This is a genomic window from Nocardia sp. NPDC003963 (assembly GCF_053605105.1).
On record NZ_JBSGIP010000001.1, the window covers coordinates 1359238 to 1383851 of the forward strand.

The 24614-nt window shown below is 68.0% G+C and carries 26 protein-coding genes; 12 read left to right on the top strand and 14 right to left on the bottom strand.

Features of this window, described 5'->3' with window-relative positions; genetic code table 11:
• Positions 1–15: 15 nt before the first annotated feature.
• Both ACWEWT_RS06260 and ACWEWT_RS06265 read left to right on the top strand, forming a co-directional pair.
• Positions 16–453: a Zn-ribbon domain-containing OB-fold protein gene (locus tag ACWEWT_RS06260; protein ID WP_452556732.1), complete on the top strand. Its 438-nt coding sequence runs from the start codon at positions 16–18 to the stop codon at positions 451–453.
• Between the two features lies 1 nt (position 454).
• The gene (locus ACWEWT_RS06265) at positions 455–1642 is read left to right on the top strand and encodes a thiolase C-terminal domain-containing protein (protein ID WP_452556734.1); all 1188 of its coding nucleotides are present in this window, start codon (positions 455–457) and stop codon (positions 1640–1642) included.
• On the opposite strand, the gene ACWEWT_RS06270 is transcribed toward ACWEWT_RS06265, so the two are convergent.
• Genes ACWEWT_RS06270 through ACWEWT_RS06290 form a run of 5 tightly spaced genes read right to left on the bottom strand, consistent with a single transcriptional unit; the run spans position 1626 to position 7290 of the window.
• Complete coding sequence (locus ACWEWT_RS06270; protein WP_452556736.1) at positions 1626–2945, bottom strand: acyl-CoA dehydrogenase family protein; 1320 nt, start codon at positions 2943–2945, stop codon at positions 1626–1628. The two genes, ACWEWT_RS06265 and ACWEWT_RS06270, sit on opposite strands and share 17 nt — an antisense overlap.
• Positions 2946–2989: 44 nt before the next feature.
• Entirely contained in the window at positions 2990–3754 is a 765-nt protein-coding gene (locus ACWEWT_RS06275; RefSeq protein ID WP_452556738.1) for an SDR family NAD(P)-dependent oxidoreductase, read from the bottom strand.
• A gap of 23 nt (positions 3755–3777) precedes the next feature.
• Entirely contained in the window at positions 3778–4539 is a 762-nt protein-coding gene (locus ACWEWT_RS06280; RefSeq protein ID WP_452556740.1) for an SDR family NAD(P)-dependent oxidoreductase, read from the bottom strand.
• A gap of 39 nt (positions 4540–4578) precedes the next feature.
• The gene (locus ACWEWT_RS06285) at positions 4579–5757 is read right to left on the bottom strand and encodes a thiolase family protein (protein WP_452556742.1); all 1179 of its coding nucleotides are present in this window, start codon (positions 5755–5757) and stop codon (positions 4579–4581) included.
• Between the two features lie 42 nt (positions 5758–5799).
• Positions 5800–7290 carry a class I adenylate-forming enzyme family protein gene (locus ACWEWT_RS06290; protein ID WP_452556744.1) on the bottom strand — a complete coding sequence of 497 codons (1491 nt, stop codon included), beginning with the start codon at positions 7288–7290 and terminating at the stop codon, positions 5800–5802.
• A gap of 228 nt (positions 7291–7518) precedes the next feature.
• Here ACWEWT_RS06290 and ACWEWT_RS06295 point away from each other — a divergent pair, with 228 nt between their 5' ends.
• Positions 7519–8550 (top strand): phosphotransferase family protein, encoded by a 1032-nt coding sequence (locus ACWEWT_RS06295; protein WP_452556746.1) that lies wholly within the window; start codon positions 7519–7521, stop codon positions 8548–8550.
• A 33-nt stretch (positions 8551–8583) separates the two neighbouring features.
• Positions 8584–9504 carry an enoyl-CoA hydratase gene (locus ACWEWT_RS06300; RefSeq protein WP_452556748.1) on the top strand — a complete coding sequence of 307 codons (921 nt, stop codon included), beginning with the start codon at positions 8584–8586 and terminating at the stop codon, positions 9502–9504.
• Positions 9505–9649: 145 nt separating this feature from the next.
• Here the strand turns inward: ACWEWT_RS06300 and ACWEWT_RS06305 are convergent, their stop codons facing one another.
• Together ACWEWT_RS06305 and ACWEWT_RS06310 are read right to left on the bottom strand one after the other, a co-directional pair.
• Complete coding sequence (locus tag ACWEWT_RS06305) at positions 9650–10390, bottom strand: FadR/GntR family transcriptional regulator (protein WP_452556750.1); 741 nt, start codon at positions 10388–10390, stop codon at positions 9650–9652.
• 234 nt (positions 10391–10624) lie between these two features.
• Positions 10625–11686: an enoyl-CoA hydratase/isomerase family protein gene (locus ACWEWT_RS06310; RefSeq protein WP_452556752.1), complete on the bottom strand. Its 1062-nt coding sequence runs from the start codon at positions 11684–11686 to the stop codon at positions 10625–10627.
• Between the two features lie 356 nt (positions 11687–12042).
• On the opposite strand from ACWEWT_RS06310, the gene ACWEWT_RS06315 reads away from it, so the two are divergent.
• The 5 genes from ACWEWT_RS06315 to ACWEWT_RS06335 all read left to right on the top strand — a co-directional run bounded on the left by ACWEWT_RS06315 (position 12043) and on the right by ACWEWT_RS06335 (position 16213).
• A complete protein-coding gene (locus ACWEWT_RS06315; RefSeq protein WP_452556754.1) occupies positions 12043–12858 on the top strand; it encodes a DUF1684 domain-containing protein in 816 nt (271 codons plus the stop codon).
• A 4-nt stretch (positions 12859–12862) separates the two neighbouring features.
• A complete protein-coding gene (locus tag ACWEWT_RS06320; protein ID WP_452556756.1) occupies positions 12863–13975 on the top strand; it encodes an LLM class flavin-dependent oxidoreductase in 1113 nt (370 codons plus the stop codon).
• A 97-nt stretch (positions 13976–14072) separates the two neighbouring features.
• Entirely contained in the window at positions 14073–14798 is a 726-nt protein-coding gene (locus tag ACWEWT_RS06325; protein WP_452556758.1) for a FadR/GntR family transcriptional regulator, read from the top strand.
• A complete protein-coding gene (locus ACWEWT_RS06330) occupies positions 14795–15541 on the top strand; it encodes a sterol desaturase family protein (RefSeq protein WP_452556760.1) in 747 nt (248 codons plus the stop codon). The genes ACWEWT_RS06325 and ACWEWT_RS06330 overlap by 4 nt, the downstream gene beginning before the upstream one ends.
• A 300-nt stretch (positions 15542–15841) precedes the next feature.
• Complete coding sequence (locus ACWEWT_RS06335) at positions 15842–16213, top strand: hypothetical protein (RefSeq protein WP_452556762.1); 372 nt, start codon at positions 15842–15844, stop codon at positions 16211–16213.
• A 40-nt stretch (positions 16214–16253) separates the two neighbouring features.
• On the opposite strand, the gene ACWEWT_RS06340 is transcribed toward ACWEWT_RS06335, so the two are convergent.
• Positions 16254–16775, bottom strand: a complete 522-nt coding sequence (locus ACWEWT_RS06340) for a fasciclin domain-containing protein (protein ID WP_452556764.1) — start codon at positions 16773–16775, stop codon at positions 16254–16256.
• A gap of 311 nt (positions 16776–17086) precedes the next feature.
• Here ACWEWT_RS06340 and ACWEWT_RS06345 point away from each other — a divergent pair, with 311 nt between their 5' ends.
• Positions 17087–18010 carry a MerR family transcriptional regulator gene (locus ACWEWT_RS06345; RefSeq protein ID WP_452556766.1) on the top strand — a complete coding sequence of 308 codons (924 nt, stop codon included), beginning with the start codon at positions 17087–17089 and terminating at the stop codon, positions 18008–18010.
• 121 nt (positions 18011–18131) lie between these two features.
• On the opposite strand, the gene ACWEWT_RS06350 is transcribed toward ACWEWT_RS06345, so the two are convergent.
• The 3 genes from ACWEWT_RS06350 to ACWEWT_RS06360 form a co-directional block, all read right to left on the bottom strand.
• A complete protein-coding gene (locus ACWEWT_RS06350) occupies positions 18132–18731 on the bottom strand; it encodes a dihydrofolate reductase family protein (protein WP_452556768.1) in 600 nt (199 codons plus the stop codon).
• Positions 18728–19564, bottom strand: coding sequence for a metalloregulator ArsR/SmtB family transcription factor (locus ACWEWT_RS06355; RefSeq protein ID WP_452556770.1), 837 nt, complete (start codon positions 19562–19564; stop codon positions 18728–18730). The genes ACWEWT_RS06350 and ACWEWT_RS06355 overlap by 4 nt, the downstream gene beginning before the upstream one ends.
• A gap of 426 nt (positions 19565–19990) precedes the next feature.
• Positions 19991–20575 (bottom strand): TetR/AcrR family transcriptional regulator, encoded by a 585-nt coding sequence (locus ACWEWT_RS06360; protein ID WP_452556772.1) that lies wholly within the window; start codon positions 20573–20575, stop codon positions 19991–19993.
• 237 nt (positions 20576–20812) lie between these two features.
• Between ACWEWT_RS06360 and ACWEWT_RS06365 the strand changes: the two genes are divergently transcribed.
• Together ACWEWT_RS06365 and ACWEWT_RS06370 are read left to right on the top strand one after the other, a co-directional pair.
• Positions 20813–21844, top strand: coding sequence for a Rieske 2Fe-2S domain-containing protein (locus tag ACWEWT_RS06365; protein WP_452556774.1), 1032 nt, complete (start codon positions 20813–20815; stop codon positions 21842–21844).
• Between the two features lie 45 nt (positions 21845–21889).
• Positions 21890–22975 carry an NAD(P)H-dependent amine dehydrogenase family protein gene (locus ACWEWT_RS06370; RefSeq protein WP_452556776.1) on the top strand — a complete coding sequence of 362 codons (1086 nt, stop codon included), beginning with the start codon at positions 21890–21892 and terminating at the stop codon, positions 22973–22975.
• A gap of 69 nt (positions 22976–23044) precedes the next feature.
• On the opposite strand, the gene crcB is transcribed toward ACWEWT_RS06370, so the two are convergent.
• From crcB to ACWEWT_RS06385, 3 genes are all read right to left on the bottom strand, one after another.
• Positions 23045–23407 carry a fluoride efflux transporter CrcB gene (gene crcB, locus ACWEWT_RS06375; protein WP_452556778.1) on the bottom strand — a complete coding sequence of 121 codons (363 nt, stop codon included), beginning with the start codon at positions 23405–23407 and terminating at the stop codon, positions 23045–23047.
• Positions 23404–23895, bottom strand: coding sequence for a fluoride efflux transporter FluC (locus ACWEWT_RS06380; RefSeq protein WP_452556780.1), 492 nt, complete (start codon positions 23893–23895; stop codon positions 23404–23406). Before ACWEWT_RS06380 ends, crcB begins: the two co-directional genes overlap by 4 nt.
• A gap of 222 nt (positions 23896–24117) precedes the next feature.
• Complete coding sequence (locus tag ACWEWT_RS06385) at positions 24118–24459, bottom strand: nuclear transport factor 2 family protein (RefSeq protein ID WP_452556781.1); 342 nt, start codon at positions 24457–24459, stop codon at positions 24118–24120.
• Positions 24460–24614 lie beyond the last annotated feature (155 nt).

Here is a 24614-nt window from a genome sequence, read left to right on the forward strand (position 1 = left end):
TGCAGAGGAGGCCGTATGAGCCCACCGAGTACGCCCGATACACCGGCCAAACCGCTGCCGCTCGCCGACCACCTCACCGCGCCCTATTGGGCGGCGGCCCGGGAGCACCGGCTCTCCCTGCAGTTCTGCCGTGGCTGTGCCCGGTTCGTACACCTACCGTCCGCATTCTGCCCGCACTGCACCTCCGCCGACCTGATCTGGCGTGATGTCTCGGGCGCGGCGACGCTGTACTCCTACACGGTGATGCACGATGCACCGGCCCCCGGTTTCGCCGATGCGCTGCCCTACCTCGTCGGTATCGCCGAACTCGACGAACAGCCCGGCCTCCTGATCACGGCCGGCCTGCTCGACGTCCGGCCGGAAGCGATCCGGCTCGGAATGCCGCTGGAAGTGACATTCGAGGAGCTGGCGCCGGATTCGGTCGTACCGCAGTTCCGGCCGAGGAGCGCATGAGATGTGGGACTTCCGCGACAGGGTCGCGATCGCCGGAATCGGCTACACCGAACTCATCCGGCGCAATCCACGCTCACTGGCCGAACTGACCGTCGAGGCCACCGACCGGGCCCTCGCGGACGCCGGGCTGGGTCGCGACGATATCGACGGCCTCGCCACCACACCGTCCATGCCGGTGTACGGCGGCGCGAAGGGCGACCTGGACGGGATCGATGTGATGACACCCGGTCACCTCGCGGGAGCACTGGGCATCCGCGACCGGATCACCTGGCTGGGCAATACCGCCCCGATGGTCACCCACGCGGCCATCGACGCGATCAACGCGCTGGTCGCCGGAGCCTGCAGTCACGTCGTGCTCTACCGCGCCCTGCACATGCCCGTCGGGCGGTATTCCAGCTACACCTCCGCACATGCCGCCGGGCGCGACCAGTTCTTCGCTCCGTACGGTTTCTCCATGCCGGCCGGCTGGGCCGCCACGGTCGCACGACGGTACCTGGATCTGGCGGGTGCCACCCGGGAATCGCTGGCGACCTTCGTCGTCGGCAACCGGGAGAACGCGCACCGCAATCCGCACGCGTACTTCCGTGGGAAGCGACTGACCGAGGCCGAATACCTGGAGTCGCGGATGATCGCGGACCCGATCACCATGCTCGACTGCGATCTACCGGTCGACGGCGCCGTCGCGATCGTCCTCACCCGCACCGAACGGGCCCGCGATCTGCGTAACCCACCGGCACTCGTCACCGGCTACGCGGCGAGCAACCAGGTGGGCCCGACCGGTGCGCCGATGACACTGGAAAGCATTCTCGAAGGTGCCGCGCGCACCGGGGAGCGGCTGTGGGACGCCGCGGGAATCGGTCGCGACGAGATCGACAACGCACAGCTCTACGACGGTTTCTCGATCTTCACCTTCACCTGGCTCGAAGGCCTTGGCTTCGTGGGTCGTGGCGAGGCACCGGGATTCATCGACAGCGGCCTGGGCCGGCTCACCGGTTCGCTACCGCTGAACACCGGCGGTGGCTGTCTGGCCGAGGGCCGCCTGCACGGGATGACTCAGCTGGCCGAGGCCGCCTACCAGGTGACCGACCGAGCGGGCGAACGCCAGGTACCCGGCGCGGCCCGCTCGATCGTCACCGTATCGAACGGGCTCGCCGGATCCACGGCCTTCGTCCTCAGCCGCGACGGCTGACCGGTTCGCGGCCGGGCCCGGCCTCACTCAGCTCGGCCGCGAACTTCTCCCGCGCCTGCTCCTGGAGAGCGGGCAGGTGATAGCTCGGGAACAGACCTTCGTGCGGTGCCGCGTCCCGGAGCAGCTGGCGCGCCAGACCGATCTTGTGGACTTCGGTCGCGCCGTCGGCCAACCCCATGTGATAGGCCTCGAAAAGCCATTTACCCAGCGGGAGTTCCTTGGATACGCCCAGCGAACCGTGCAACTGCACGGCCCGCGAGGTGACATCGAGCAGCACCTTGGGCATCGCCGCCTTGACCGCCGCGATGTCCTTGATGACCTTGCGGTAATCGTTCTCTTGATCGATCCGCCACGCGGTCCGCAGCACCAGCAGCCGGAACTGCTCGAGCTGCAACCACGAATCGGCGATCATCTCCTGCACGAGTTGTTTGTCACCGAGCCGGCTGCCGCGCGTCGTCCGCGACACCGCGCGTTCGAGCATCATGTCCAGCGAACGCCGCACCAGACCGACCGTACGCATGGCGTGGTGGATCCGCCCGCCGCCGAGCCGGGTCTGTGCCACCTCGAATCCCTGCCCCACCCCACCGAGGATGTGGTCCCGGGGAATCCGGACATCGGTCCACCGGGTGTAGGCGTGGGTACCGACCTCGTAGTCGTGTCCCCAGACCCCGGTGTTCCGGACTATCTCCACTCCCGGAGTCTCGGCGGGGACAATGAACTGCGAGAGCCGCCGATGCGGTTCCGCGTCCGGATCCGTCACGGCCATGATGATGTAGAACGAGGCGAAACGGGCGTTCGAACCGAACCATTTCTCGCCGTTGATCACCCATTCGTCGCCGTCCGCGACGGCGGTCGTCTCGAACTCGACCGGATTCGAACCACCCTGCGGTTCGGTCATCGCATAGCAGGACACGATCTCGTTCTCGATGAGCGGGCGCAGATACCGCTGTTTGAGTTCCGGGGTGCCGTAGTGCGCGAGGATTTCGGTATTCCCGGAATCGGGTGCCTGGCAACCGAAGACGATCGGCCCCGAATGGGTGCGGCCGACGATCTCGTTGAGCAGTGCCAGCTTCAGCTGGCCGTAACCCTGACCGCCCAGTTCGGGGCCCAGGTGGGTCGCCCACAGCCCCTTGGCCCGGACCTGATCCTGCAGCGGCGGGATCAGCTTCCGCCGCAGCGGATCCTGCAGATCCCAGGCGTGCGTGATGACCTGGTCGATCGGCTCGACCTCCCGGGTGACGAACTCGTCCGCCCAGTCGAGCACCTGCCGATACTCGGGGTCGGTCTCGAATCCCCAGCTCATATCCTGATTCCTCTCTGAAAAAGATCGCGTCGCGGCAGCGCGGTTCAGCGCATCGCCGTACGGCCGCCGTCGACCGGGATGATCGCGCCCGAGGTATATGCGGCACCCGGTCCGGCGAGATACAGTGCCGCGCCGACGATTTCGGCGGGCTCCCCGGCCCGGCCCAGCGGCAGTTCCTTCAGTTTCTCGCCGACCGCGTCCATATCCCACGCCTTGCTGATATCGGTGAGAAACGGACCGGCCATGATCGCGTTGACCCGTACGCTCGGGCCGTAGGCCTGCGCGAAACCCTTGGTCAGGATGTTCAGCCCCGCCTTGGCCGCCGCGTACGGCAGATCCCCCGGGGTGGGCCGCTCCGCGGCGATCGAACTGATGTTGATGATCGATCCGCCCTCCCCCGTGGCCATCCGCGGAGCGACCAGCGTCGTCAGCCGGAAGGCACCCTTGAGGTTGACGTCGACAACCTTGTCGAACAGCGCCTCGGAGATATCCTCGAGGCTCGCGTACAACGGCGACATCCCGGCGTTGTTGACCAGGACGTCGATCCGGCCGAACTCCGCGTAGACGCGGTCGACCAGTTGTTGCTGGGCATCCCAGTCACCCACATGGCAGGCGACCGGTAGCGCGCGCCGCCCGGTATCGGCGGTGACCTCGGCGGCCAGCTGCGCGCAACTGTCGATCTTGCGGCTGACGATGACGGTATCGGCGCCCGCCGCCGCGAACGCGCGCACCATCTCGCGGCCGAGCCCGCGACTACCGCCGGTGACCAGGGCGACCTTGCCCGCCAGGGGAAGAGCCGGATCCGTCATCGGATTACCTCCTTGCCGGGTCATCAGCGCGGTGCCATCCGGATGGCACCGTCGAGCCGGACGACCTCACCGTTGATCATGGAATTGGACAGGATATGGGCGGCCAGCGCCCCGAATTCCGCGGGATCCCCGAGTCGGCTCGGATGCGGAGTCTGCGCGCCGAGCGATGCCTTGGCCTCGTCGTTCAGTCCCGCCAGCAGCGGGGTATCGAACAGTCCGGGTGCGATGGAGACGACCCGGATCGCGAGCGAGGCCAGGTCACGCGCCAGCGGCAGGGTCATCCCGGCGACACCGGCCTTCGAGGCGGCATAGGCCGCCTGCCCGATCTGTCCCTCGAACGCGGCGACCGACGCGGTGGTCACGAGGACACCGCGTTCTTCACCGTCGAGTTCGAGCCGCGACATCCGTTCGGCGGCCAGGCGCACGATATTGAAGGTACCGATCAGGTTGATCGTCACGACCCGGGTGAACACCTCGAGCGGGAAAACGCCCTGACGGCCGACCACCCGCAGCGAACGGCCGGTCCCCGCACAGCTCACGACCGCGCGCAGTTCACCGAATTCCTCGGCCGCGTCGAGCGCGGCCGCCACCGCGGATTCGTCGGTGATATCCGCCGGGGCGAACAGCGCGTTCGCGCCGAGCCCGGCGGCCACGGCCGCACCGTCGGAGCCCGGCAGATCGAGCAGCACCACCTTGGCGCCCTCGCCGAGGAGGCGGCGCGCGGTCGCGAGTCCGAGACCGGACGCACCCCCGGTGACGAGGGCGACCTTGCCGTTGATATTCACACTGTGCCTTCCTTGTCCTCGGCCGGACTGCCGAGTGGTTCAGATACGTTCGACGATGAGGGCATTGGCCATACCGCCGTGCTCACACATCGTCTGCAGGCCGTAGCGGCCGCCGGTTCGTTCGAGCTCGCCGACCATGGTCGCGAGCAACCGCACCCCGGACGCACCGATCGCATGGCCGAGCGAGATGGCCCCGCCGGCGGGGTTGAGCCGGGCGGGATCGGCGCCGAATTCCCGGGCCCAGGCCAGCGGCACCGAGGCGAACGCCTCGTTCACCTCGTAGACATCGATCTCGTCGAGTTTCAGCCCGGTCCGGTCGAGCACCTGCCGGGTAGCGGGGATCGGCGCGGTGAGCATGGCGATCGGGTCGTCGCCGGCGACCGCGAAATCGACGAAACGAGCCCGCGGCGTCAGACCGAGCCGCGCGGCCTCCTCCTCCGACATGATCAGGGTCGCGGCGGCCGCATCGGTGAGCGGCGAGGAATTACCGGGGGTGATCAGCCAGCCCAGCTCGGGAAAGCGCCGCTCCGATTCCGCCGAACGGAAGGAGGCACGCAGCCCGCCCAGGCTTTCCAGTGTGGTCGTCGCGCGGATCGTCTCGTCGGTGGCGTGCACACCACCGGGTACCGGAATCGGAACGATCTCACGAGCGTAATGCCCGGCCGCGGCAGCGGCAGCGGCCCGTCGATGCGATTCGAACGCGTAGCGGTCGACATCGTCGCGGGTCAGCCCGTACTGCTGCGCCACCAGTTCGGCGGCGACACCCTGACCGATCCAGCCCTCCGGATAACGCTGGGCGAGGCCGGCGCCGACCAGGTCCCGGCCCATCGGCGCGGTCCCCATCGGCACCCGGCTCATGGATTCCACTCCGCACGCGATCACGACATCGTAGGCCCCGGCGATAACACCCTGTGCCGCGAAATGCACCGCCTGCTGGCTGGATCCGCACGCGCGCGTCACCGTGGTGGCGGGTACGGATTCGGGCAGTCCCGCGGCCAGCGCGGCCGACCGGGTGATGTTCCCGGCCTGTTCGGACGCCTGGCTCACACAACCGCCGATGACATCGTCGATCAGTACCGGGTCGATACCGCTGCGGGCCGTCAGTGCGCGCAGCGCCTCGGCGAGCAGATCGATCGGGTGGACAGCGGACAGGCCGCCGCCGGGCTTGCCCCGGCCCGCGGCCGAACGGACGATATCGACGAGTACGGCACTACGCATGGTTCCTCCAGAAAATGCGGACCTGATGACGAAACGGTGAGGTCAGTGGGCATCCGGCGCGGTGACCCGGGCGACGAGATCGCGGCGCACCAGCTTCCCGGTGGCGGTCCTGGGTAGTTCGTCCACGAATACGACCTCGTCCGGGGTCCGCGAACCGCGCAACCGTTCCCGGCACCAGGTACGGATCGTCTGCGCGTCGGCATGCGCGGCACCCGCCGGGACGACGACCGCGCAGATCCGTTCGCCCCATTCGTCGTCCGGGACGCCGATCACGGCGACCTCGCGCACATCGTCGTGGTGGACCAGGACATCCTCGATCTCGGCGGGGGCGATGTTCTCGCCACCGCGGATGATCGTGTCGTCCGCGCGGCCGCCGATATAGAGGTAGCCGTCCGCGAGGCGGGCGCGATCGCGGGTCGGGAACCAGCCGTCGGCGTCGAGCGCGGACCCCTTACCCATGTACTCTCCGCTGACCTGGTCGCCGCGCACCCAGAGCAGGCCGATCTCCCCATCGGCCAGCACGTTGCCGTCCTCGTCCCGGATCTGCGCCTCCATACCGGGCACCACCCGGCCCACCGACGAGAGCCGATCACGCAGCCGGGCATCCGCCAGGGCTTCCCGGTGGTCGTCGGGCCCCAGCACGGCGATGGTCGAACTGGTCTCGGTCAGCCCGTAGGCATTGACGAATCCGGTGTCCGGAAAGGCCGCGAGAGCGCGTTCGAGCACCGGCTGCGGCATGCGCGCCCCGCCGTAGGCCAGTGACACCAGGTTCGGCGCGTCCCCCGGCCCACCGTCGAGGTATTCGACCACGCGCGCGAGCATGGTCGGTACCACCATCGCGCTGGTGATCCCTTCGCCCCGGACGGTGTCGAGCCAGGCCCGGGGTGTGAAATCCGGCAGGTGCACCATCCGGCGGCCGGCGTACACATTGCTGAGCACCGCGCCCATCCCGGCGATGTGATACGGCGGGGTGCTGACCAGCGTCGCGTCGTCCGCCGCCGCGGAACCGAATTCGACAGTGTTGAGCAGGTAGGACAGCAGATGCTGATGGCGCAGCAGCACACCCTTCGGCGCCGAGGTGGTCCCGCTGGTGAACAGGACGACCGCCGTGGCGTCGTCGGGCGCGGTCGCGGCGGGCGCGGGTGGGGTCGAGTGGGCGAGTTCGAGGAACTCCTCACTGGTGAGCACGACCTCCGCCGCGCCCGCCAGCTTCTCCCGATAGGCCGAATCGGCGACGATCAGCGGCCGCTCCAACTGCTCGACGAGGTCGCGGAGCTGATCCGTCGCCAGCCGATAGTTCAGCGGGGCCAGTGGTATCCCGGCCCGCGCCGCCGCGAAGGTCAGCACGGGTAGTACCGGCCCGTTGACGCCGACGAACACCAGGTGCGCCGCACCGTGTCCGGCCAGGACCGCGGCACCACCGGAGGCAGCGTCGCTGAGCTGCTGATACGTCGTACCCGAATCGCGACGCCCCATGGCGAGTCTGTCCGGATGGACCGATGCGGCCATATCCAGAACCATTTCGATACCCATTGCACCACCTGGTGAGAACGCTTGGATTGTTGAGGTGCACCCGAGGTGCTGAGCCGTACGCGGCAGGAAGCACCGGGAGCCCGTCCGCGGCTAACGATAACAACTATGCGCCGGAATATGAAGAAACTATGATTATGGTTCGTAGGAAATGTGTAAGCTCCGTGATCGGGAGCCTCCGGTCGCACTGTGCGGCGGGGCACGGCACACAGGAAGGCACGAGGTGGATCGATGAGGGATCAGGACCCGGTGAACGTCGCCGTATTGACGTCATGGCTCGACCGCAACGAGGTCGGGGCCGGGCCCGTCACCGATGTCGTCCCGCTGACCGGGGGCACCCAGAACATCCTGGTCGCGTTCACCCGAGGCGGGACCGACTACGTGTTTCGGCGGCCGCCGGTACACAAACGCGCCAACAGTGACGAGACGATGCGCCGGGAAGCCCGGCTGCTCGCCGCGCTCGCCGACAGCGCGGTACCCCATCCGCGCCTCGTCGCCGTCTGCGAGGACCTCGACGTCCTGGGCTGCGTCTTCTTCGTCATGGCGGCGATCGACGGATTCACCGCCACCGCCGAGGTGCCCGAACCACACGCGTCCGCACCCGACCTCCAGCATGCGATGGGTATGTCCATGGTCGACAGCCTCGCGGCCCTGAGCCTGGTGGATCCCGTGGTCCTCGGCGCGACCCCACTCGCCCGCGCCGACGGCTGGCTCGACCGGCAGGTCGGCCGCTGGCGCCGCCAGCTCGATTCCTATCACGAACTCGACGGCCGGCCGGGACCGCGGCTCGCCGGTATCGACGAGACCGGGCGCTGGCTCGACGCCCACCGCCCCGGCCACTGGCGCAAGGGAATCATCCACGGCGACTACCACTTCGGCAATGTCATGTTCCGCCGTGACAGTCCGGCCGTCGCGGCGGTTGTCGACTGGGAACTGGGCACGGTCGGCGATCCGCTCCTCGACCTCGGACATCTCCTGGCCACCTGGCCGGACCCGGCCGAAACCCGCACCGTCGGTCTGGCCCGGCAACTCGACGGCCTGCCCGGTCGCGACGAACTCATCGCTCGCTACGCCGCACGCAGCGGCCGCGATATATCCGATTTCGACTGGTACCAGGTACTCGCGTGCTACCGGCTCGCCATCATCCTCGAGGGCACCTCCGCACGGGCGGACGCCGGCAAGGCCGACGCCGCGCTCGGCCGCCGCTTCCACGGTGTCGCTCAGGCACTACTCGACCAGGCCGGCCGGCTCATCCGGCCGTAATCCGAGCCCGCTCGACACGAAAAGGACGACATCATGGCCGAAGGCCCACTCGCGACTCCGGCGGACTACAAGTACCTGCGCTACGAAACCCATGACGACGGCACCATCGCGCGTATCGTGCTGAACCGCCCGAAGTATCGCAACGCCCAGAACCGCGGCCTGCTCGTAGAACTCACCGAGGCCTTCCTGCGCGCCGAAGCCGACGATACGGTCCGCGTCGTCATCCTGGCCGGCGACGGCCCCGTCTTCTCCTCGGGCCACGATCTGGGCAGCTCCGAGTACCGGGCCGAACGCGAACCCGGACCGGACCAGCACTGGTCGTTCACCTGCACCGGAGCCGGCTACGACGCCGTCGAATCCCGGCTCCATCAGGAGTGGCACTACTTCTACGAGAACACGCGCCGGTGGCGGAAACTCCGCAAGATCACCATTGCCGAAGTGCACGGAAATGTCTTCTCCGCGGCCCTGATGCTCACCTGGGCCTGCGATCTGATCGTTGCCGCCGAGGGCACCCGGTTCGCCGACGTCGTGGCGACCCGGCTGGGCATGTGCGGCGTCGAATATTTCGGGCACCCGTGGGAGTTCGGCCCACGAAAAGCCAAGGAGCTGTTGCTCACCGGCGATAGCCTCGATGCCGAGGACGCGCGTTCGCTGGGAATGGTCAACAAGATCTTCCCGGCCGAGGAATTGAGCGAGCGCACACTGGAATTCGCCCGCCGCATCGCCGCGGTACCGACCATGGCGGCCCTGCTGGTCAAGGAATCGGTGAACCAGAGTCAGGACGCGATGGGGTTCTCCACCGCCCTCGACGCCTGTTTCTCCATCCATCAACTCGGCCACGCGCAGTGGACGTACCTGTCCGGCGGCAAGAGCCCGGTCGGGACTCCCGAACTCGGCCTGCCCGACTGGAAGTCGGCACCACCGGTCGAACGCGCGGACCCCTACCGTCCGTGAACACCGGACACGGTCCGGACGGCGGGTGCACGCCGTCCGGGCGCTGTGTCCCGCGTAAGTACTGTTCCCACCGGTCGATACGAAAGGCGGAGGCGACCAGCGTCGCCTCCGCCGTGCCCGGACAGCCTCCGGATGCCCCCGTCGATCAGCTGCGGGTACCCCAGGCGATCGGCGTATCCAGCACCTCCGGATAGTGCTTCTCCTCGTAGCGCCAGATCGCGTCGATATGCTCCTCCATCGCCGTGACCGCCGCGGCGGCATCCCCGGCGGCGACCGCGCGATAGATCTTCTCGTGGATATCGCAGGTCGCGACCCGGTGCCGCTCCGGGTATTCCATCCCGACGGCCGAACCGTCGAGCATATCCAGCAACGCGTGGATCAGATAGCCGAACAGCGCGTTACCCGAGCCCTGGGCGATGGTGTCGTGGAAGACGCGGCTCATCTCGACGAAAACTTCCTCGTCGTCGAGGTTTTCGCGCATGGTGTCGACCGAGTACTTCAGCTTGGCGAGTTGTTCCTCGCTGATCCGGTCGGCGGCGAGTCTGGCCATCATCGGTTCGAGGGCCGTGCGGGCTTCGACAATCGTGCGGAAGGGCGCGTTCTCGAACTGCAGCAGCAGGGTGATCGCCGTGGCCAGGCCCATACCGTCGGGCTGCTGCACGATCGGACCGCCACCCGGACCGGGTTTGAGCGCGATAACGCCCTGGAGCTCGAGGAACCGCAGCGATTCACGCAGTGTGCCCCGGCCGATATCGTAGTCCTCGAGCATCACCCGTTCGGGCGGCAACTTGTCGCCGACCTTGTTACCGCGCTTGTTGATGCCCTCGACGATCCGCTGTGCGACCAGCATCGCGGTCTTCTGCGGACGAAGCCCTGGCTGTCCCATGACACGTACCTCCATACGGTAAGGCCGCTCCCCCGCACCCACTGGAGTTCGAAGCCCCGACAATCTATGATTATGTTTACCTCATTTGAGGGGCAAATACCATATTGAACGGGCCCGGTTCCGTGACGAAAAAACGCGCTCGCCGGACCACCCGCGGCCGACCTTCCAGGCCGGGCAATCCGTGCGCGGGACACGCGCATCCACCGAATGCCGACGTCCGCCCCGGCTCGTTCGCTAGCGGAATTCCGCGGTGATCTCGTCGACCAATCCCCACTCCCGCGCCTGCTCGGCGCCGAGCGCGGTACCGGTCACGAACAGGTGCAGCGCACGCCGGCGCCCGATCCGCCGGGGCACGCTCACCGTGCCGCCCGCACCGGGAATCAGACCCATCGCCACCTCGGGCAGGCGGATCACGGTGTCCGGTGCGGCGATCACCCGTCCGGCGAACGCCGAGATCTCGATACCGGCCCCCACGCAGTGACCGTGCAACCGGACCTCGAGGCGCTCCGCGAGCCGGGCCGTCAGCCGCGCGGCACCACCGCGGGTACGGATCAGGTGCGCGGTCGCGGTATCCGGCGTATGGCCGAACTCGTCCAGATCCCCGCCGGAGCAGAAGGACGAACCGGAGCCGTCGAGGACGATACGGGTGAACCCTTCGGCAAGGGTCGCGGTGCGCAGCGCCTCGACCAGACCGTCCCGGAGCGCGGTGCCGTAGGCATTGCGCCGTTCCGGCCGGTTGAGCGTTATCCGCAGCGTGTCCCCTTCGGCCGATACCAGAACCGGCGATGTCCCGGGTGGCGGTGGAAGGGGCCGGCCCAGGCCGCGACGCTCGGCGAGCCAGCGACCGAATTCCGGCCCTCCCTGCAGGGTCGAATACGCCAGCGATTCCACATCGATCGCCGCGTCCACCGGAAGATGTTCCGACGCGCGCAACACCTGCCCGACGATATGCGACGCCTGTGGGAACCGGCGCACACAGGACAGGAAATCGGTGAGCGCCCGATCGGGGTCCGCCACGCCCACGACGGCACGATTCCCCGGCTCGGCCACCGCGGCATAGGTCAGATCCAGGGCCGCGGTCAGTGGCGCCGACTCCGGGGCGATCGCACCGGAGCACACACCCACCGCCAGGCTTCCCAGCCGCGCCACCCGGGTGGCCGCGGCCTCGGCCGTCGCACTGTCGGCACCGTCCAGATCGACGATCAGCACCGGCTCCAGCAACGAGGCGGGGTCCAGAACCGATTCCAGGAACGCGCCGCCGGCCACATCCGCCGCGGTAAGGGTTCGCACGTCCATCTCCACCGTCCCGATTTCGTACCTCGGAACGTAGCAGGTCCGGTCCGCACGGATCAGGCGGCTCCGGCGGGAGCATCGCAGTATCGCGCCGCCACCACCCGGCGTGCCGTATCGCGAACAGCAATTCCACCTGCGCATGGCCGAGAACGGCGTGATTCCGTGGCCACTCGCCCACGCCGTCGACCTCGCCGGACAACTGCGCCGGGCGCTGGGTCCACCCGGCGCGGAGTGGGCTCGGCGGGGCCGTCCGCGAAGTTGCGTTCGGAGTGATCACAATCCTGTCCGGTTCCGAGCACGCGGAGTTGGATCGTTATCGCGCCGACGGCTTTCCGCCGGCGGTTTCGAAGGAGCGCCGTATGCCGACCCGGGTAGCAGTGAGCACCGAAACCTTCACCGCCGAATGGCAGGACTGGCATCGTCGGCACGAGGCACAGCTGGCCGACGCACACGGGTTTCTCGCCGTCACCGGCCTGTACTGGCTCACCGGAACACCCCGGCGGTTCCCCGGCGCGCCGGGCGCCTGGTCCACCGGCGCCGGCGGGGTCACCGTATTCCTCGACGACGGTGAGGAGCTGGAGATCGACGGGGCCGTGGTGGCTGGAACCCACCGGTTCGGCATCGTTCCCGAACGGGGTGGGGTCGACGCGGTCTGGGGTGACGCGGTGATCGAGGTCGCCAGACGCGGTGGGCGCGATATCGTCCGGCCCCGGCATCCGGACAACCCGTTGCGCACCGGATTCCGCGGGACACCGGCCTACGCACCGGATCCGAAATGGGTTGTCACCGGGCGCTACACCGCCTTCGCCGAACCGCGGGCGACCACCGTGGGCGCCGCCGTGCCGGGGCTGGAACACGTCTACGCAGCGCCCGGACGCGTCGATTTCGAACTGTCCGGTCAGAAGTCGGCACTCACCGTGTTTCCCGGCAGGACGCCGGGCGCCCTCACGATCCTGTTCACCGACGCCACCTCCGGGGTCACCACGTACGCGGCCGATCGAGTACTGCACTCGGCGGCCCCCGCGGCGGACGGGACGGTGGTGCTGGACTTCAACCGGGCGGTCAACCTGCCCTGCGCCTACACCGACCTGGCGACCTGCCCGTTACCGCCGGCCGAGAACCGGCTCCCGATCGCGATCGAGGCGGGCGAGAAGATCCCCTACGAGCGCCGGTGACCCGATGAGCACGGCAGAACCAGCGATCGAGAAGCTGTCGTTCCTGACTCCGGGCAATTATCCCGACGGTGATCCGGCCGCCGGTCTCGAGGACACCCTCCGCCTGTTCGAATTCGGTGAACGACTCGGTTTCGACGGCGCGTGGATCCGGCAGCGGCACCTCGAACACGGGGTCGGGTCGGCGGCGGTCTTCCTGGCCGCTGCCGGTCAGCGAACCCGTCGGATCGAGCTGGGCACGGCGGTGATCCCCATCGGGTACGAGAGTCCGTTCCGGCTGGCCGAGGATCTTTCGATGGCCGATGTATTGTCCGGCGGCCGGCTGCAACCCGGCTTCAGCGCGGGCACTCCGCCGCATGCGGAACTGATCGGAGACCTCGTCTTCGACGGCGACTGGCGCGGCTACGACCTCTCCTATGGGCGGATCTCCCGGCTCGTCGACAATCTGCGCGGCGAGTATCTGGGCGGACCCGGCACGGTGATCCAGTCCCCCGGCGCCACCCAGCGGCCACGCCTGCAACCGCACAATCCGGGGCTGATCGACCGGCTCTGGTACGGCGGTGGCAGCATTCGATCGGTGCGCTGGGCCGGCGCCGGTGGGCTCAACCTGCTCACCGGCAATATCGTATTCGGTGAGCACAGCGATGATTTCGGCACCACCCAGCTCGCCCTGATCGACGAGTACCGCCGGCAGGCGGTCCCGTCCCGGCCGGCCCGCGTCGCGGTGGGCCGGGTGATCGTCCCGTTCGACAGTGCCGATCGCGCTACCCGGGAGCGCTACCGGCGGTACGCGGCCGGCCGAAACGAGCGGACCCGCGCGCCACAGGGCGATCGGCGGGTGTTGTTCGCACCCGACCTGGCCGGAACGTCCGCGGAGATCGTCGAGCGGCTGCGCGCCGATCCGGTCCTCGCCCGGACCACCGAGCTACGCCTGGAACTCCCGTACGAATTCCATCGCGACGACTACGAGCAGATCTTGTACGACGCGGTCGAGCTGATCGCCCCGGCGCTCGGTCACCGTCCGGCAGTACCCGCACCGCCGGACGCCGCGGCCGACGACGCTCCCAGGACCCGCGGCCGGGTACCCGAACCGCCATCAGGATCCGAAATACGTAGCTGACCTCGCACTCCTCGCATCGCCCGGTCGTATCGACTGCACCCTCGGCAACTGGTCCGACCACTTGACCTCTGACCATTGCCGGAGTTATTGTCCGAATATGGCACTGAAACGGATCGCCCGGCGGTCGGTCCCGGACGAGATCTTCGACCAGCTCGTCGACGATGTCCTCACCGGCGAACTCGCACCCGGCTCGACGCTGCCCGCCGAACGCCAGCTGGCCGAGGCGCTCGGTGTCTCCCGGCCGACTGTCCGGGAGGCAGTCCAGCGGCTCGCCCGCGCCGGACTGGTGGAGATACGCCAGGGCGGCAGCACCACGGTGCGCGACCCACGCCGCTCCGGGGGCCTGGAACTACTGCCGCGGCTGATCCTGCGCGGTGGCCGGCTGGACCACTCGGTGGTGCGCAGCATTCTGGAGACCAGGGCATCGCTGGGTCGCGAAGTGGCCGGATTGGCCGCCGGGCGCCACGGCGCCGCCATCGGCCCGGCGCTCACCGCAGCGGTGGACGAGCTCGCCGCCCAACAAGATTCGCTGGACCGCCAGCGGGTGGCCCTCATCTTCTGGGATCACCTCGTCGATGCCGCGGACTCGATCGTCTACCGCCTGCTGTTCAACCAGTTGCGCGCCGTCTACGAACCCGCCATGGCGGCACTCACCGGGGTGATGGATACCGAGGTGGGCCGGCCCGACCGCTACCGCGCCCTCGCGGCCGCGGTCACCACCGGCGACGCCGAGTCGGCCCGGGCCCGCGCGGCGGAACTGCTCAGCCCGGCCACCGCGGAATTCGACGATCTCCTGCACCGATTGGAACAGACCGCACCATGAATTTCTCGCACACCCTGCGCGCCCGTCGCCTGCGCAATTCGGCGATCGACGGTCTCGCCCACCGGCGCCTGGCCGCCGACGAGGCCACCGCCGCACGGCGCGGCCGGGAATCGCTCCCGGAAGTGTTCCGCTCGTTCCGCCAAGCCCCGTCGGCCCGGGTGATCGCCGGTCTGCTGGTCGTCGCGGCCGGCGCACGGATCCTGGTGGGCGACTGGCAGCTCACCGACCTTCTGGTACCGGTCGCGCTGCTGGCCGCGTTCCCGTTCGTCGAATGGGTCATCCACGTCTGCGTTCTGCACTGGCGCCCCCGCACCGTGGGGCACTGGCGGATCGACTCGCTGCTGGCCCGCAAACATCGCGAACACCACGCCGATCCACGGGTGCGGGAGCTGGTCTTCATCCCGTGGCAGACCTTCCTGTGGCTGCTCCCCGCACTCGTGGCCATCGCCTTCCTGGCCTTCGGCCGCCCCGGTCTCGGCCTGACATTCCTGACCGGTGTGGCCGCGCTCGGGCTGATCTACGAATGGACCCACCTGCTCGTCCACACCGATTACCAGCCGCGCGGCGCGCTCCTGCGGGCGGTGCGCCGCAACCACCGGCTGCATCATTTCAAGAACGAGCACTACTGGTTCGCGGTGACCACCGCGGGTACCGCGGACCGAATCCTGGGCACCTATCCCGACCCCGCGACGATCCCGAACTCCCCCACCGCGAAAGCCCTCCACACACACCCGACAGCCTGAACTCCGACACCACATCCAGATCGGTTCCGCCCCTCGATCGCGTCGTCGGCCAAGGGGGCCGGGCCCGGTGAACCGAATCCCGCGGGCCGGAGCCGCCCGCGCTACGGCCGGAACACGGCAGCAGACCTGCGATCGCATTCTCCCGGTGCCCGCAGTGGGGACCGGGTGCGAGAGTGCCGGGAGCACAGGGTAGTAGTGATGCCACGAGCTTCACGGCGTTCGGGCGGTGCGGTGTTCGATGTGCACCCCAGGGCGTCCGCCCCTTCCACAGGTTCCACCGAACGTTTCCGAGGATGGCGTATGCACCGATTTTCCGGTCAGGACACGAACGCGGCGCCGCAGGACATCGCCTGCCGAGTGGAAAGCCTGCTCGATGAGCAGGCTCGCGTCGTCGACGAGCTGATATCGGCCGAAACGGCCTATATCGAAGCGATCGCCGCGGCCCAGCGGGCGGGTCTGCTGCCTCGGGCCGAGCTGACGGAGGCGTACACCAGATTGGACAGCTGGGGTATCTCGAACTTCTCGAATCGATGGAGCAGGCTGGTCGGTGTCCACCCGGACGAACTCGGCGCGATGCCCAGCGGGATATCGTCCGGACCCGACCGGCTGCCGCCGGCCGGAGCAGCACCCGCCGACCTCCCCGGTCGGCGAGCGCGGCCCGCGGCCCCGTAGACCCGTACCGGATCCGCTCCCGGACCGGCGCGGGCGACCCTCAGGCGCCGGCCACAGTGGGCGGTATCAGCACCCGGTCGATGAGATAGACCGTGGCGGTGCCGATTCCGGCGTCGCCGCCGACCACCGTCGCGTTGTTCACGGCGATCCGGTCACCGGTGCGCGTCACCGCGAGATCGGATCCTTCGGCGGTGCCGAGCACGCCGGTGATCGCATCCGGCGTGAGACGGCCCGGAACGGCGTGATAGGCCAGGATCGTGGTCAGCGCCACCCAATCCGTTCGTAACGCCGCGAGCGTCGCGGGACCCAGCGCGGCGAAAGCACTGTCGACCGGTGCGAAAACGGTGATCTCACCGCTGCCGAGGAGATCGGTGAGATCGACCTGCGGATTGAACCGCCCGGACACCGCTTCGGCCAGCGTCGTGAGCAGTGGATCGTCGAATACGCGCACAGGTGCGGCGGGCGCCGACTCGGCAGGGTCGGCCCGCGATGGATCGGGGTGGATGTGCTCGGCATGCCGTGGAGCCGCGGACAGGGCCGCGGTATCGCTGTGGATCTTCATAACGTGCCCTTTCTCGAACGGATGACTCGGCCCGCGGTCGTATACCCGGGGCCGCGATACCGCCGGGTGGGCGGCTGCGCCCGGTCGTGGTGTCCCGCCGACCTGGAACCGAATTCTCTGATGCGTCGATTTTGCATCGTTCAGCGCGTACTGTGAATACCTATCGACAGATATTTCAGCTCGGTCGATCGCATCCGGTGGCGGAAGCGGCCGGCGACGGCAGTGCCCACCGGGGCTCGGCCGGAATTTCAGCAGGCGGGTCGGCGCGCCGGCCCGGTGGCACCTACCAGGTGGTCACGAAAGAGGCGGAGATGGTCGAATCCGGCACAGGGGTCGCACTGACCGTCAGTGCGGTGGCCAGGACCCTCGACGTCCCCGTCGCGACCCTGCGCAGCTGGAATCTGCGTTACGACCTGGGGCCCGCACCGCGCCGGCCCGGCGAGCACCGCCTCTACACACATGGTGACGTGGCGGTGCTGCGGCGGATGGTCGACCTCGTCCGGGCGGGCGTCGGCCCGCGTAACGCCGCGAAAGCGGCCCGGGCCGCCGACGCCGTCCGGCCCGTTCCGGGAACACCCACACCGCTCCTGGCGGCCGCCGAACGGCTCGACACCGGCGAACTCCTGAACACGATCGGCGCCGATATCGCGCATTTCGGCGTGGTGCCGACCTGGAACCGCGCATGCCGGCCCGCTTTCGCCGAAGTGGTGGCGCGCCAGCGCCACGGCCACAACCTGATCGCCGTGGAACACGCGCTGTCCTGGGCTGTCACCACCGCCCTGCACCGGGCGGTGCCGCCCCTGCGCAGCACGGCAGCGTTCGCCCCGGTGCTGCTGGCCTGCACCGGCGGCGAAGCACATGTACTGCCGCTGGAGGTGCTGCGGGCCGCACTCGCCGAAATCGGCATTCCGGCGGCACTGCTCGGCGCCTCGGTACCCGGCGGGGCGCTGGCCGACGCGGTGCGCAGGCAACCGCGCATCCCGGTGGTGGTGCTGTGGTCACAAACGCGGAGAACAGCACCGCTGGATCCCGCGCATCCAGTGCCCGCCGGGATCCGGATACCGGCCCCGCTACTGCTGGCCGGCCCCGGCTGGCCGACGCAGGCCGGAGCGTTCCGGGTCCGCGCACTCGACGACGCGGTGCATCTGATCGAATCACTCGCGCGGCCGACGGAACAGCACCACCACAGCCGCGCTCCCTCCGGCCGATATATCCGCTCCGAGGCGAATCGCTGATGCAGCGTTTCATCCCGAAAGCCGAGATCCGGGCATCGCCGCGAACCGGACGCCGGCGGCTGTGCGATCCCGATGATCCCGAAATCACCACCCGGTGCGGCGGTCCAGCGCCCCGGGCGACCTACCGTAGGCGGTCGTAGATCAGCGCCATCTCGCCCCGTTCGCCGACTTCCTGGTGTGTCAGCGCCCATGCCGACGCGGGCAACCCGTCCTCGAACAGCCGCTGCCCACCACCCGCGATCTCCGGGGTGATCATCAGATACAACCGGTCGAGCAAGTCGGCGCCCAGCAGCGGTTTGATGATGCTCGCACTGCAGTTCACCAGGATATCGCCCGTCCCTTCGGCTTTCAGCTGCCGTACGACGTCGGCCGCCGGCGCGTTCACGACACGGGCGCCTGCCCAGGGCGCCTCGGTCAGCGTGGTCGACAGGACGACCTTCTCCGTCTCGACCAGCCATTGCGCATAGCCGCGGTCGCGCGGGTCGGCCGTATCGTCGGCGGCGACCGAGGGCCAGTAGCCGAGGAAACCCTCGGCATTTCGACGACCGAGCAGCGCCGTGGTCGCGCCCGCCCAGATGCGGCTCAGATGACGCCGCGCCACTTCGGTGGCCGCATACGCGACGATCGCGCCCAGATCGGCCGGGCCGCCCGGCCCGCTGTACCGCCCGTCGAGCGTGAGATTGATATTCGCGGTGACGGAGCGTCCCGTGGATTCGGTCATCGTCGTACTTCCTGTTCGTTGTCGCGCACCACAGGGGTGCCCTCGCCGACGGCTCCGGCGAGGTTGTCCAGCACCTGCTGCCAGCCGGTTTCGATTCCGGCGATGAAAGGCACTGCGGTGGTGTCGGTATCGGTGACGGTCAGACCGAGGCGCAGGCGGGTTCCGGCCGCGGCCACAGTGAGGGCCAGGTCGTAGTGCCCGGTGAACAGAACCGCACCCGCGGTATCCAGCACCGAGAGCCGGAAGTCGAGCCGCTCGGGTTCCTCGGCCACGGTGACCGTGCCCACGGAGCGGTACTGCCGCCCTTCGGTATCGCGATAGTCCAGTAGCGCGCGCCCCTGCGGCTCGGGTTCCAGAACGCATTCGGTGATCGTCATCGGCGCCGGGGCCCACCAGGATCCGAGCAGATCCGGTTCGACCCAGTACCGCCAGACCACCTCGCGGGGCGCGGCGAATACGCGATCGAAGCAGAACCTCCGTCCGTCGGCCCACCGATCCCGATCAGCGACGGCGGCCTCGGCCTCGATCGCGGCACGGTAGCGCGCGATGACGTCCCGGTCTCCGGCATGGGCACCGGCGATATCCGCAAGTTCCGCCAGGCGGTCCGCGAACGCTTTCAGTGACGGCGCCTCGAGCGCGTAGACACGTCGCTGGCCCAATGGGAAAACGGCGACGACACCGGCCTGGGCAAGGGTGCGCAGATGTTTGGTGGTCTGCGGTTGCCGCAGACCGGTGAGCTCGGCGAGTTCACCGACCGACCGCGGCCGCTCGGCGAGGAGTTCGACCAGGCGCCACCGCGCCGCGTCACCCAGTGCTGATGCGATCTCATCCACGGTCCGAGTATTCACCAAAGTGAATATTCACGTCAAGGAATATTCTTGCGAGCGCCGCCACGGCGGCCGGCGAACCCGCACACGGCACTAACGACTGTTCGCACTCCCCTCAGCAGCCGGATACACACCCCACCGAGCCGGGCACTGTGCGCGGCCGCCCAGCGTGCGCACCAGCACCCCACCCGACAGCAAATGGATACCGGCACCGATAGCCCGGGGCACGCCGGATACGGAGCCGACTCACACCGAAGATGCCTCGGACGGAACAGGAGCCGGTCATCCGGACGGTTACGCAGCACGATCCCGACGACCGGCTCCGCAACTCGACAGTCAGCGGCTCAGCGACTCAGCGACTCAGCGACTCAGCGGCTCAGCGGCTCAGCGGCTCAGCGGCTCAGCGGCTCAGCGGCTCAGCGGCTCAGCGGCTCAGCGACCGGGTGATACCGCCCCCGAGCCCGGTTCCGCCAGATAGGCGGCGATACCACCGATCAGCGCCTCGAGCGCGTCGTCGAGGTCGCCGTAGGTACCCAGGGTGCGTTCGGAGGTGATACCGCGCATGGCCGCCGGAATCAGGGCGGCCACCTGCCGCACCTTCGCCGGATCGAGGCCGAGATCGGCGAATGTACGCTGACATGCCTTATCCCAGTTCGGTTTCCACGAGGCCAGCTCGGCGGCCGTGCGGGGGTAGTCACGTTCCAGTTCGGCATGGTCGCGAGGCAGTGCGGCACGGAGGGTCTCGATGGCCAGCGATTCCGGCCGGCGCAGTCCACCGGCCATGGCGTCGATCATGGCGGCCACCCGTTCGTGCAGCGTGCCGTCGGGGTTGATCCCAGCGGGCAGATCGCCGCGTTTGTCCGCCGTATGCCGCAGAACCGCCGCCCACAGACCGTCGATATCGCCGAACTGGTACTTGATCACCCCCCAGGTGGCGCCGATATCACGGGCGATCCGGTTGCCCGAGACCGCCGCGGGATCGCCGGTGGCCAACGAGGCGATAGCCGCTTCGAGCATGCTCTCCCGGGATTGGATACCGCGCCTGTTCGCACGCCGCCCGCCTACCGCCACATCCGTCACGGGATCCGAGCTTACCGGCCCTGACCAGGGTTCTCCAGTTTCACCAAGGTCTCTTGTAATCTTTCAAAGAGGGTTCTATGCTCGACAGCGCCGCGTGACCGACGTCATAGACCGAAGCGTTCTCGGTGTTGTCGTCGCGCCCGCAACAGCCCTGGAGAGCCCTGGAGGATCGCGATGGCCAAACCACCACTGCCGATGGAGCCGACGGGCTGGTTCCAGGTGGCCTGGTGTAGTGAGATCATCGTCGGGGCGGTGCACCGGATGAAATACTTCGGCCGCGAAATGGTGGCCTGGCGGTCGGCATCGGGCCGGGTCGCCGTATTCGACGCCTACTGTGAGCACCTCGGCGCGCATCTCGGCTACGGCGGCCATGTGGAGGGCGAGAACCTCGTCTGCCCGTTCCACGGCTGGGAGTGGAATCGCGAGGGCCGCAATGTCTGTATCCCGTACGAGAGCCACCCGAACAAAGGCCGCCGCATCCGTAGCTACCCGGTCGCCGAGCGCAACGAAGGCGTGTGGATCTGGTACGACATCGACGGCCGGCCGCCGTATTTCGACGTACCCGATATCTTCGCAGCGTTCGGCGACGGAAGCACCGCCGCGGACTACTACCCCCCGGTTCCCGCCGCCACGCTGTACCGGTCGGGGCTCGAACTGCATCCGCAGTACGTCATGGAGAACGGCGTCGACTTCGCGCATTTCAAGTACGTCCACAAAACGCCGTTCATCCCGGAGTTCACCCGCCACGACTTCTCCGGTCCGGTCTCCTACGTCGATTTCACCATCGCCTTCGACGAAGGCGTGGCCGAAGACCAGATCAACAGCGGAGTCGAATCGATCAACGCCGGATTGGGCTGCTCGATCACCAAGAGCTGGGGCATGGTCGACAACCGCACCATGCCCGCGGTGACTCCGGTCGACGAATCCACCTCCGACGTCCGGTTCACCGTATGGATCGGCCGTAAGCCCGGCGACGAGAGCCCGGAGATCAGCTCCTACGGCAAGGCGATGGCCGGTTTCGTGATCGAGCAGTTCGAAGCCGATATCCATATCTGGGCGCACCAGCGCTACTCGGATCCACCCGCATTGTCGCGCAAGGAATTCGAAGGATTCCGGGCGCTGCGCGAATGGGCGCGGCAGTTCTACCCCGACGGCAGCACGACCCCACCAGCAGCGACTGTGAACGCGACCGCACCGGGTACCTGACCGCGAATCCGCTCGACCCGCACCATGAGACAGAAAGGCCACACCATGAGCACCTCCGGCAAGATCCGGGTATTCCAGGTCGCCACCGGCAATCTCGGCACCGAGATGATCGGCCGGATCCGCGACCATCCGGATCTCGAGCTCGTCGGCCTGCACTGCTACACCCCGGACAAGATCGGCCGGGACGCCGGCGAGATCGTGGGGATCGACCCGGTCGGCGTGATCGCCACCGGCACTGTCGAGCAGATCATAGCCGCACAGCCGGATGTCCTCACCTTCCACGGCGTCTTCCCCGACGAGGACCTCTACGAGAAGGTACTCGAAGCCGGAATCAATGTGGTGACCACTGCGGATTGGATCACCGGATTCCATCGCGACACCAATCACCCGCACCCGTCGGGCCGCAGAGTCAGCGACATCATCCAGGCCGCCTGTGAGCGCGGCAATTCGACCTTCTACGGCACCGGCATGAATCCGGGCCTGGCGCAGATCCTCGGCATCGTGCATTCCGCGGATGTCGCGCGGATCGAGAACATCACCGTCACCGAATCGGTCGACGTATCCTGCCATCATTCGGTCGACACCTGGAAAGCGGTCGGCTACGGGCGCCCGATCGACGATCCGACCATCCCGGATTCACTGCACAAATACACCGCCGTTTTCGCCGATTCGGTATATCTGATGGCCGATGCCTTCGATCTGGAACTGGACGAAGTCACTTTCCACTACGAACTCGGTGCCTGCACCGAAGATATCGATCTGGGCTGGTATTTCATGCCCAAGGGTTCACTCGGCGCCAACTACATCAAATATCAGGGCATGGTCGACGGCGTACCGCGGGTGGAGACCCATCTCGAATGGCAGATGACCCCGCATACCGACCCCGCCTGGAATATCAAGGGCTGCTACATCACTCAGATCACCGGCGACCCCAGCATCTACAGCAAACATATGATCTTCCCGCCCAAGGGGTTCGATCTGTCGAATCCCGAGAACTTCGCCTCGATCGGGATGACAGTCACCGGGCTGCCCGCCCTGAACTCGATCAGGTCCGTCGTCGCCGCGCGGCCGGGGATCATCACCAGCGCCGATCTACCACTGCGAGCGTTCGCCGGCCGTTTCGATATCTGAGGAAACACCGGGGATTGCTCCGATCGGAGCCGGGGCTTCCCGAGATCGTCCGGGTTTCGAGCGGCCGATTCAGCCGACCAGTGCGTGTATCGCCGCATACCCCAGTATCGCCGCGACCGACCCCGCGGCGATACTGGCCGCGGCGTAGCCGATCGCGTGCCGGTAGGCGTGCTGTTCGGTCAGGCGGACGGTCTCGTAGGCGAAGGTGCTGTATGTGGTGAAGGCGCCGCAGAACCCGGTACCGGCGAGAACCGTCCAGGCGGCGGGTAGTCCCGCTCCGGTGAGACAGCCCAGTATCCAGCACCCGGACACATTCACCACAAAGGTGCCCCATGGGAACCGGTTGGTGTGCTGTGCCTGTACAGCTCGGTCCAGGAGATAGCGCAGGGGTGCGCCGACCGCCGCCCCGGCGATCACCAGCAGTACATTCATCGCGCCACACTCCAGCCGATACGCCGGGCCAGGCCGATACCGAGTCCGCAGGCCGCCACCGCCGCGAAAAGGGTCGACCCCAGATAGGCGGCACCGATAGCCGCTGTGCCGGTTTCCAGCAGGGACCGGAAATCGTCGGCGTAGGTGGAGAACGTGGTGAAGCCGCCCAGGACTCCCACACCGAGGAACGGCCGCAACAGGGGATGCGGCGTACGCAATTCGGTGACCACCACCATCAGCGCGCCGAGCAGGAAACTGCCGATGATATTGACGACGAAGACCGCCCACGGAAATCCGCCGGGCGGTGCCGGCCAGGACAGCGTCAGTCCGTACCGGGCCAGTGCGCCCAGCGCACCACCGGCCGCGATGACAGCGAGAACCACGCCGTGGGAGGTGGTGAGTTCCGCGCGCTGCGGTGGGAAGCGCAGATCGATATCGGAATCCATCGGCAACGACGGATCCTGGAAAGGTCCGGGGTCATCGGGCACAGCGGTCTCCTACTCCACAGCCGCCCGGTCCGGGCGGGGTGATGGGGTAGGGACTGTCGGCGGACGGTATCTCCGCGGTTGTTCCGGATCCGGCGGCCGGAGCGGCGAGCCCCACCGCCGCGATGAGCAGTGTAGCGGCCCGCAGTCCGGCCCCGGCGGGCGGGTGCCCGGGACTCTCGCGACCATGCCCGGCGCTGGTCCGCCGCGCCGGGACCGGTGCCGTCACGCTCCGTACTGCCCGATCCGGCAGGTCCCGTCGACGGGCCGGGTGATGGACCAGATCCGGCGGAACCGGGAGGCGGCGATCTTCCAACGACCGTCCTCGACGACGTAGGAGTCGTCGTATTCGCCGGTGGACAGCGTATCGGTGCGGTCGAGCAGGTTCACCTGGCGAAATTGCAGTGTCCACTGTCCGGAGGCGGTGCCGTCGGCGTGCACGCTGATATCGGGGTGCAGACCGTGGGCCCGGAAGTACCGGTGTTTCAGTGCCTCGGGCGTTTCGACGGTTTCCAGCAGGGTGATGCGCTGGGCCAGGTCGGACTCGGGTAACGGTGATCCGGACATTCGGCCTCCTCGTTCGACGGCCGGTATCCGAAACGGTCCGCCGGTCCCGGCCGAACCGGCTCCTACCGCATCACATCACATCACCACCGGATCTCCGCGGCCCGGCTCACCCACCCGGCGGGCCGGATCTTCGCGAGACCGTAGAGCTCCCCGCT

Coding starts and splice junctions, on each gene's coding strand:
- ACWEWT_RS06340 (WP_452556764.1), bottom strand. CDS start 16,775: ATGAAGATCCACAGCGATACCGCGGCCCTGTCCGCGGCTCCACGGCAT.
- ACWEWT_RS06335 (WP_452556762.1), top strand. CDS start 15,842: ATGCACCGATTTTCCGGTCAGGACACGAACGCGGCGCCGCAGGACATC.
- ACWEWT_RS06320 (WP_452556756.1), top strand. CDS start 12,863: ATGAGCACGGCAGAACCAGCGATCGAGAAGCTGTCGTTCCTGACTCCG.
- ACWEWT_RS06305 (WP_452556750.1), bottom strand. CDS start 10,390: ATGGGACAGCCAGGGCTTCGTCCGCAGAAGACCGCGATGCTGGTCGCA.
- ACWEWT_RS06260 (WP_452556732.1), top strand. CDS start 16: ATGAGCCCACCGAGTACGCCCGATACACCGGCCAAACCGCTGCCGCTC.
- ACWEWT_RS06295 (WP_452556746.1), top strand. CDS start 7,519: ATGAGGGATCAGGACCCGGTGAACGTCGCCGTATTGACGTCATGGCTC.
- ACWEWT_RS06385 (WP_452556781.1), bottom strand. CDS start 24,459: ATGTCCGGATCACCGTTACCCGAGTCCGACCTGGCCCAGCGCATCACC.
- ACWEWT_RS06315 (WP_452556754.1), top strand. CDS start 12,043: ATGCCGACCCGGGTAGCAGTGAGCACCGAAACCTTCACCGCCGAATGG.
- ACWEWT_RS06360 (WP_452556772.1), bottom strand. CDS start 20,575: ATGCTCGAAGCGGCTATCGCCTCGTTGGCCACCGGCGATCCCGCGGCG.
- ACWEWT_RS06270 (WP_452556736.1), bottom strand. CDS start 2,945: ATGAGCTGGGGATTCGAGACCGACCCCGAGTATCGGCAGGTGCTCGAC.
- ACWEWT_RS06310 (WP_452556752.1), bottom strand. CDS start 11,686: ATGGACGTGCGAACCCTTACCGCGGCGGATGTGGCCGGCGGCGCGTTC.
- crcB (WP_452556778.1), bottom strand. CDS start 23,407: ATGAATGTACTGCTGGTGATCGCCGGGGCGGCGGTCGGCGCACCCCTG.
- ACWEWT_RS06350 (WP_452556768.1), bottom strand. CDS start 18,731: ATGACCGAATCCACGGGACGCTCCGTCACCGCGAATATCAATCTCACG.
- ACWEWT_RS06345 (WP_452556766.1), top strand. CDS start 17,087: ATGGTCGAATCCGGCACAGGGGTCGCACTGACCGTCAGTGCGGTGGCC.
- ACWEWT_RS06330 (WP_452556760.1), top strand. CDS start 14,795: ATGAATTTCTCGCACACCCTGCGCGCCCGTCGCCTGCGCAATTCGGCG.
- ACWEWT_RS06290 (WP_452556744.1), bottom strand. CDS start 7,290: ATGGGTATCGAAATGGTTCTGGATATGGCCGCATCGGTCCATCCGGAC.
- ACWEWT_RS06300 (WP_452556748.1), top strand. CDS start 8,584: ATGGCCGAAGGCCCACTCGCGACTCCGGCGGACTACAAGTACCTGCGC.
- ACWEWT_RS06275 (WP_452556738.1), bottom strand. CDS start 3,754: ATGACGGATCCGGCTCTTCCCCTGGCGGGCAAGGTCGCCCTGGTCACC.
- ACWEWT_RS06325 (WP_452556758.1), top strand. CDS start 14,073: ATGGCACTGAAACGGATCGCCCGGCGGTCGGTCCCGGACGAGATCTTC.
- ACWEWT_RS06365 (WP_452556774.1), top strand. CDS start 20,813: ATGGCCAAACCACCACTGCCGATGGAGCCGACGGGCTGGTTCCAGGTG.
- ACWEWT_RS06265 (WP_452556734.1), top strand. CDS start 455: ATGTGGGACTTCCGCGACAGGGTCGCGATCGCCGGAATCGGCTACACC.
- ACWEWT_RS06370 (WP_452556776.1), top strand. CDS start 21,890: ATGAGCACCTCCGGCAAGATCCGGGTATTCCAGGTCGCCACCGGCAAT.
- ACWEWT_RS06285 (WP_452556742.1), bottom strand. CDS start 5,757: ATGCGTAGTGCCGTACTCGTCGATATCGTCCGTTCGGCCGCGGGCCGG.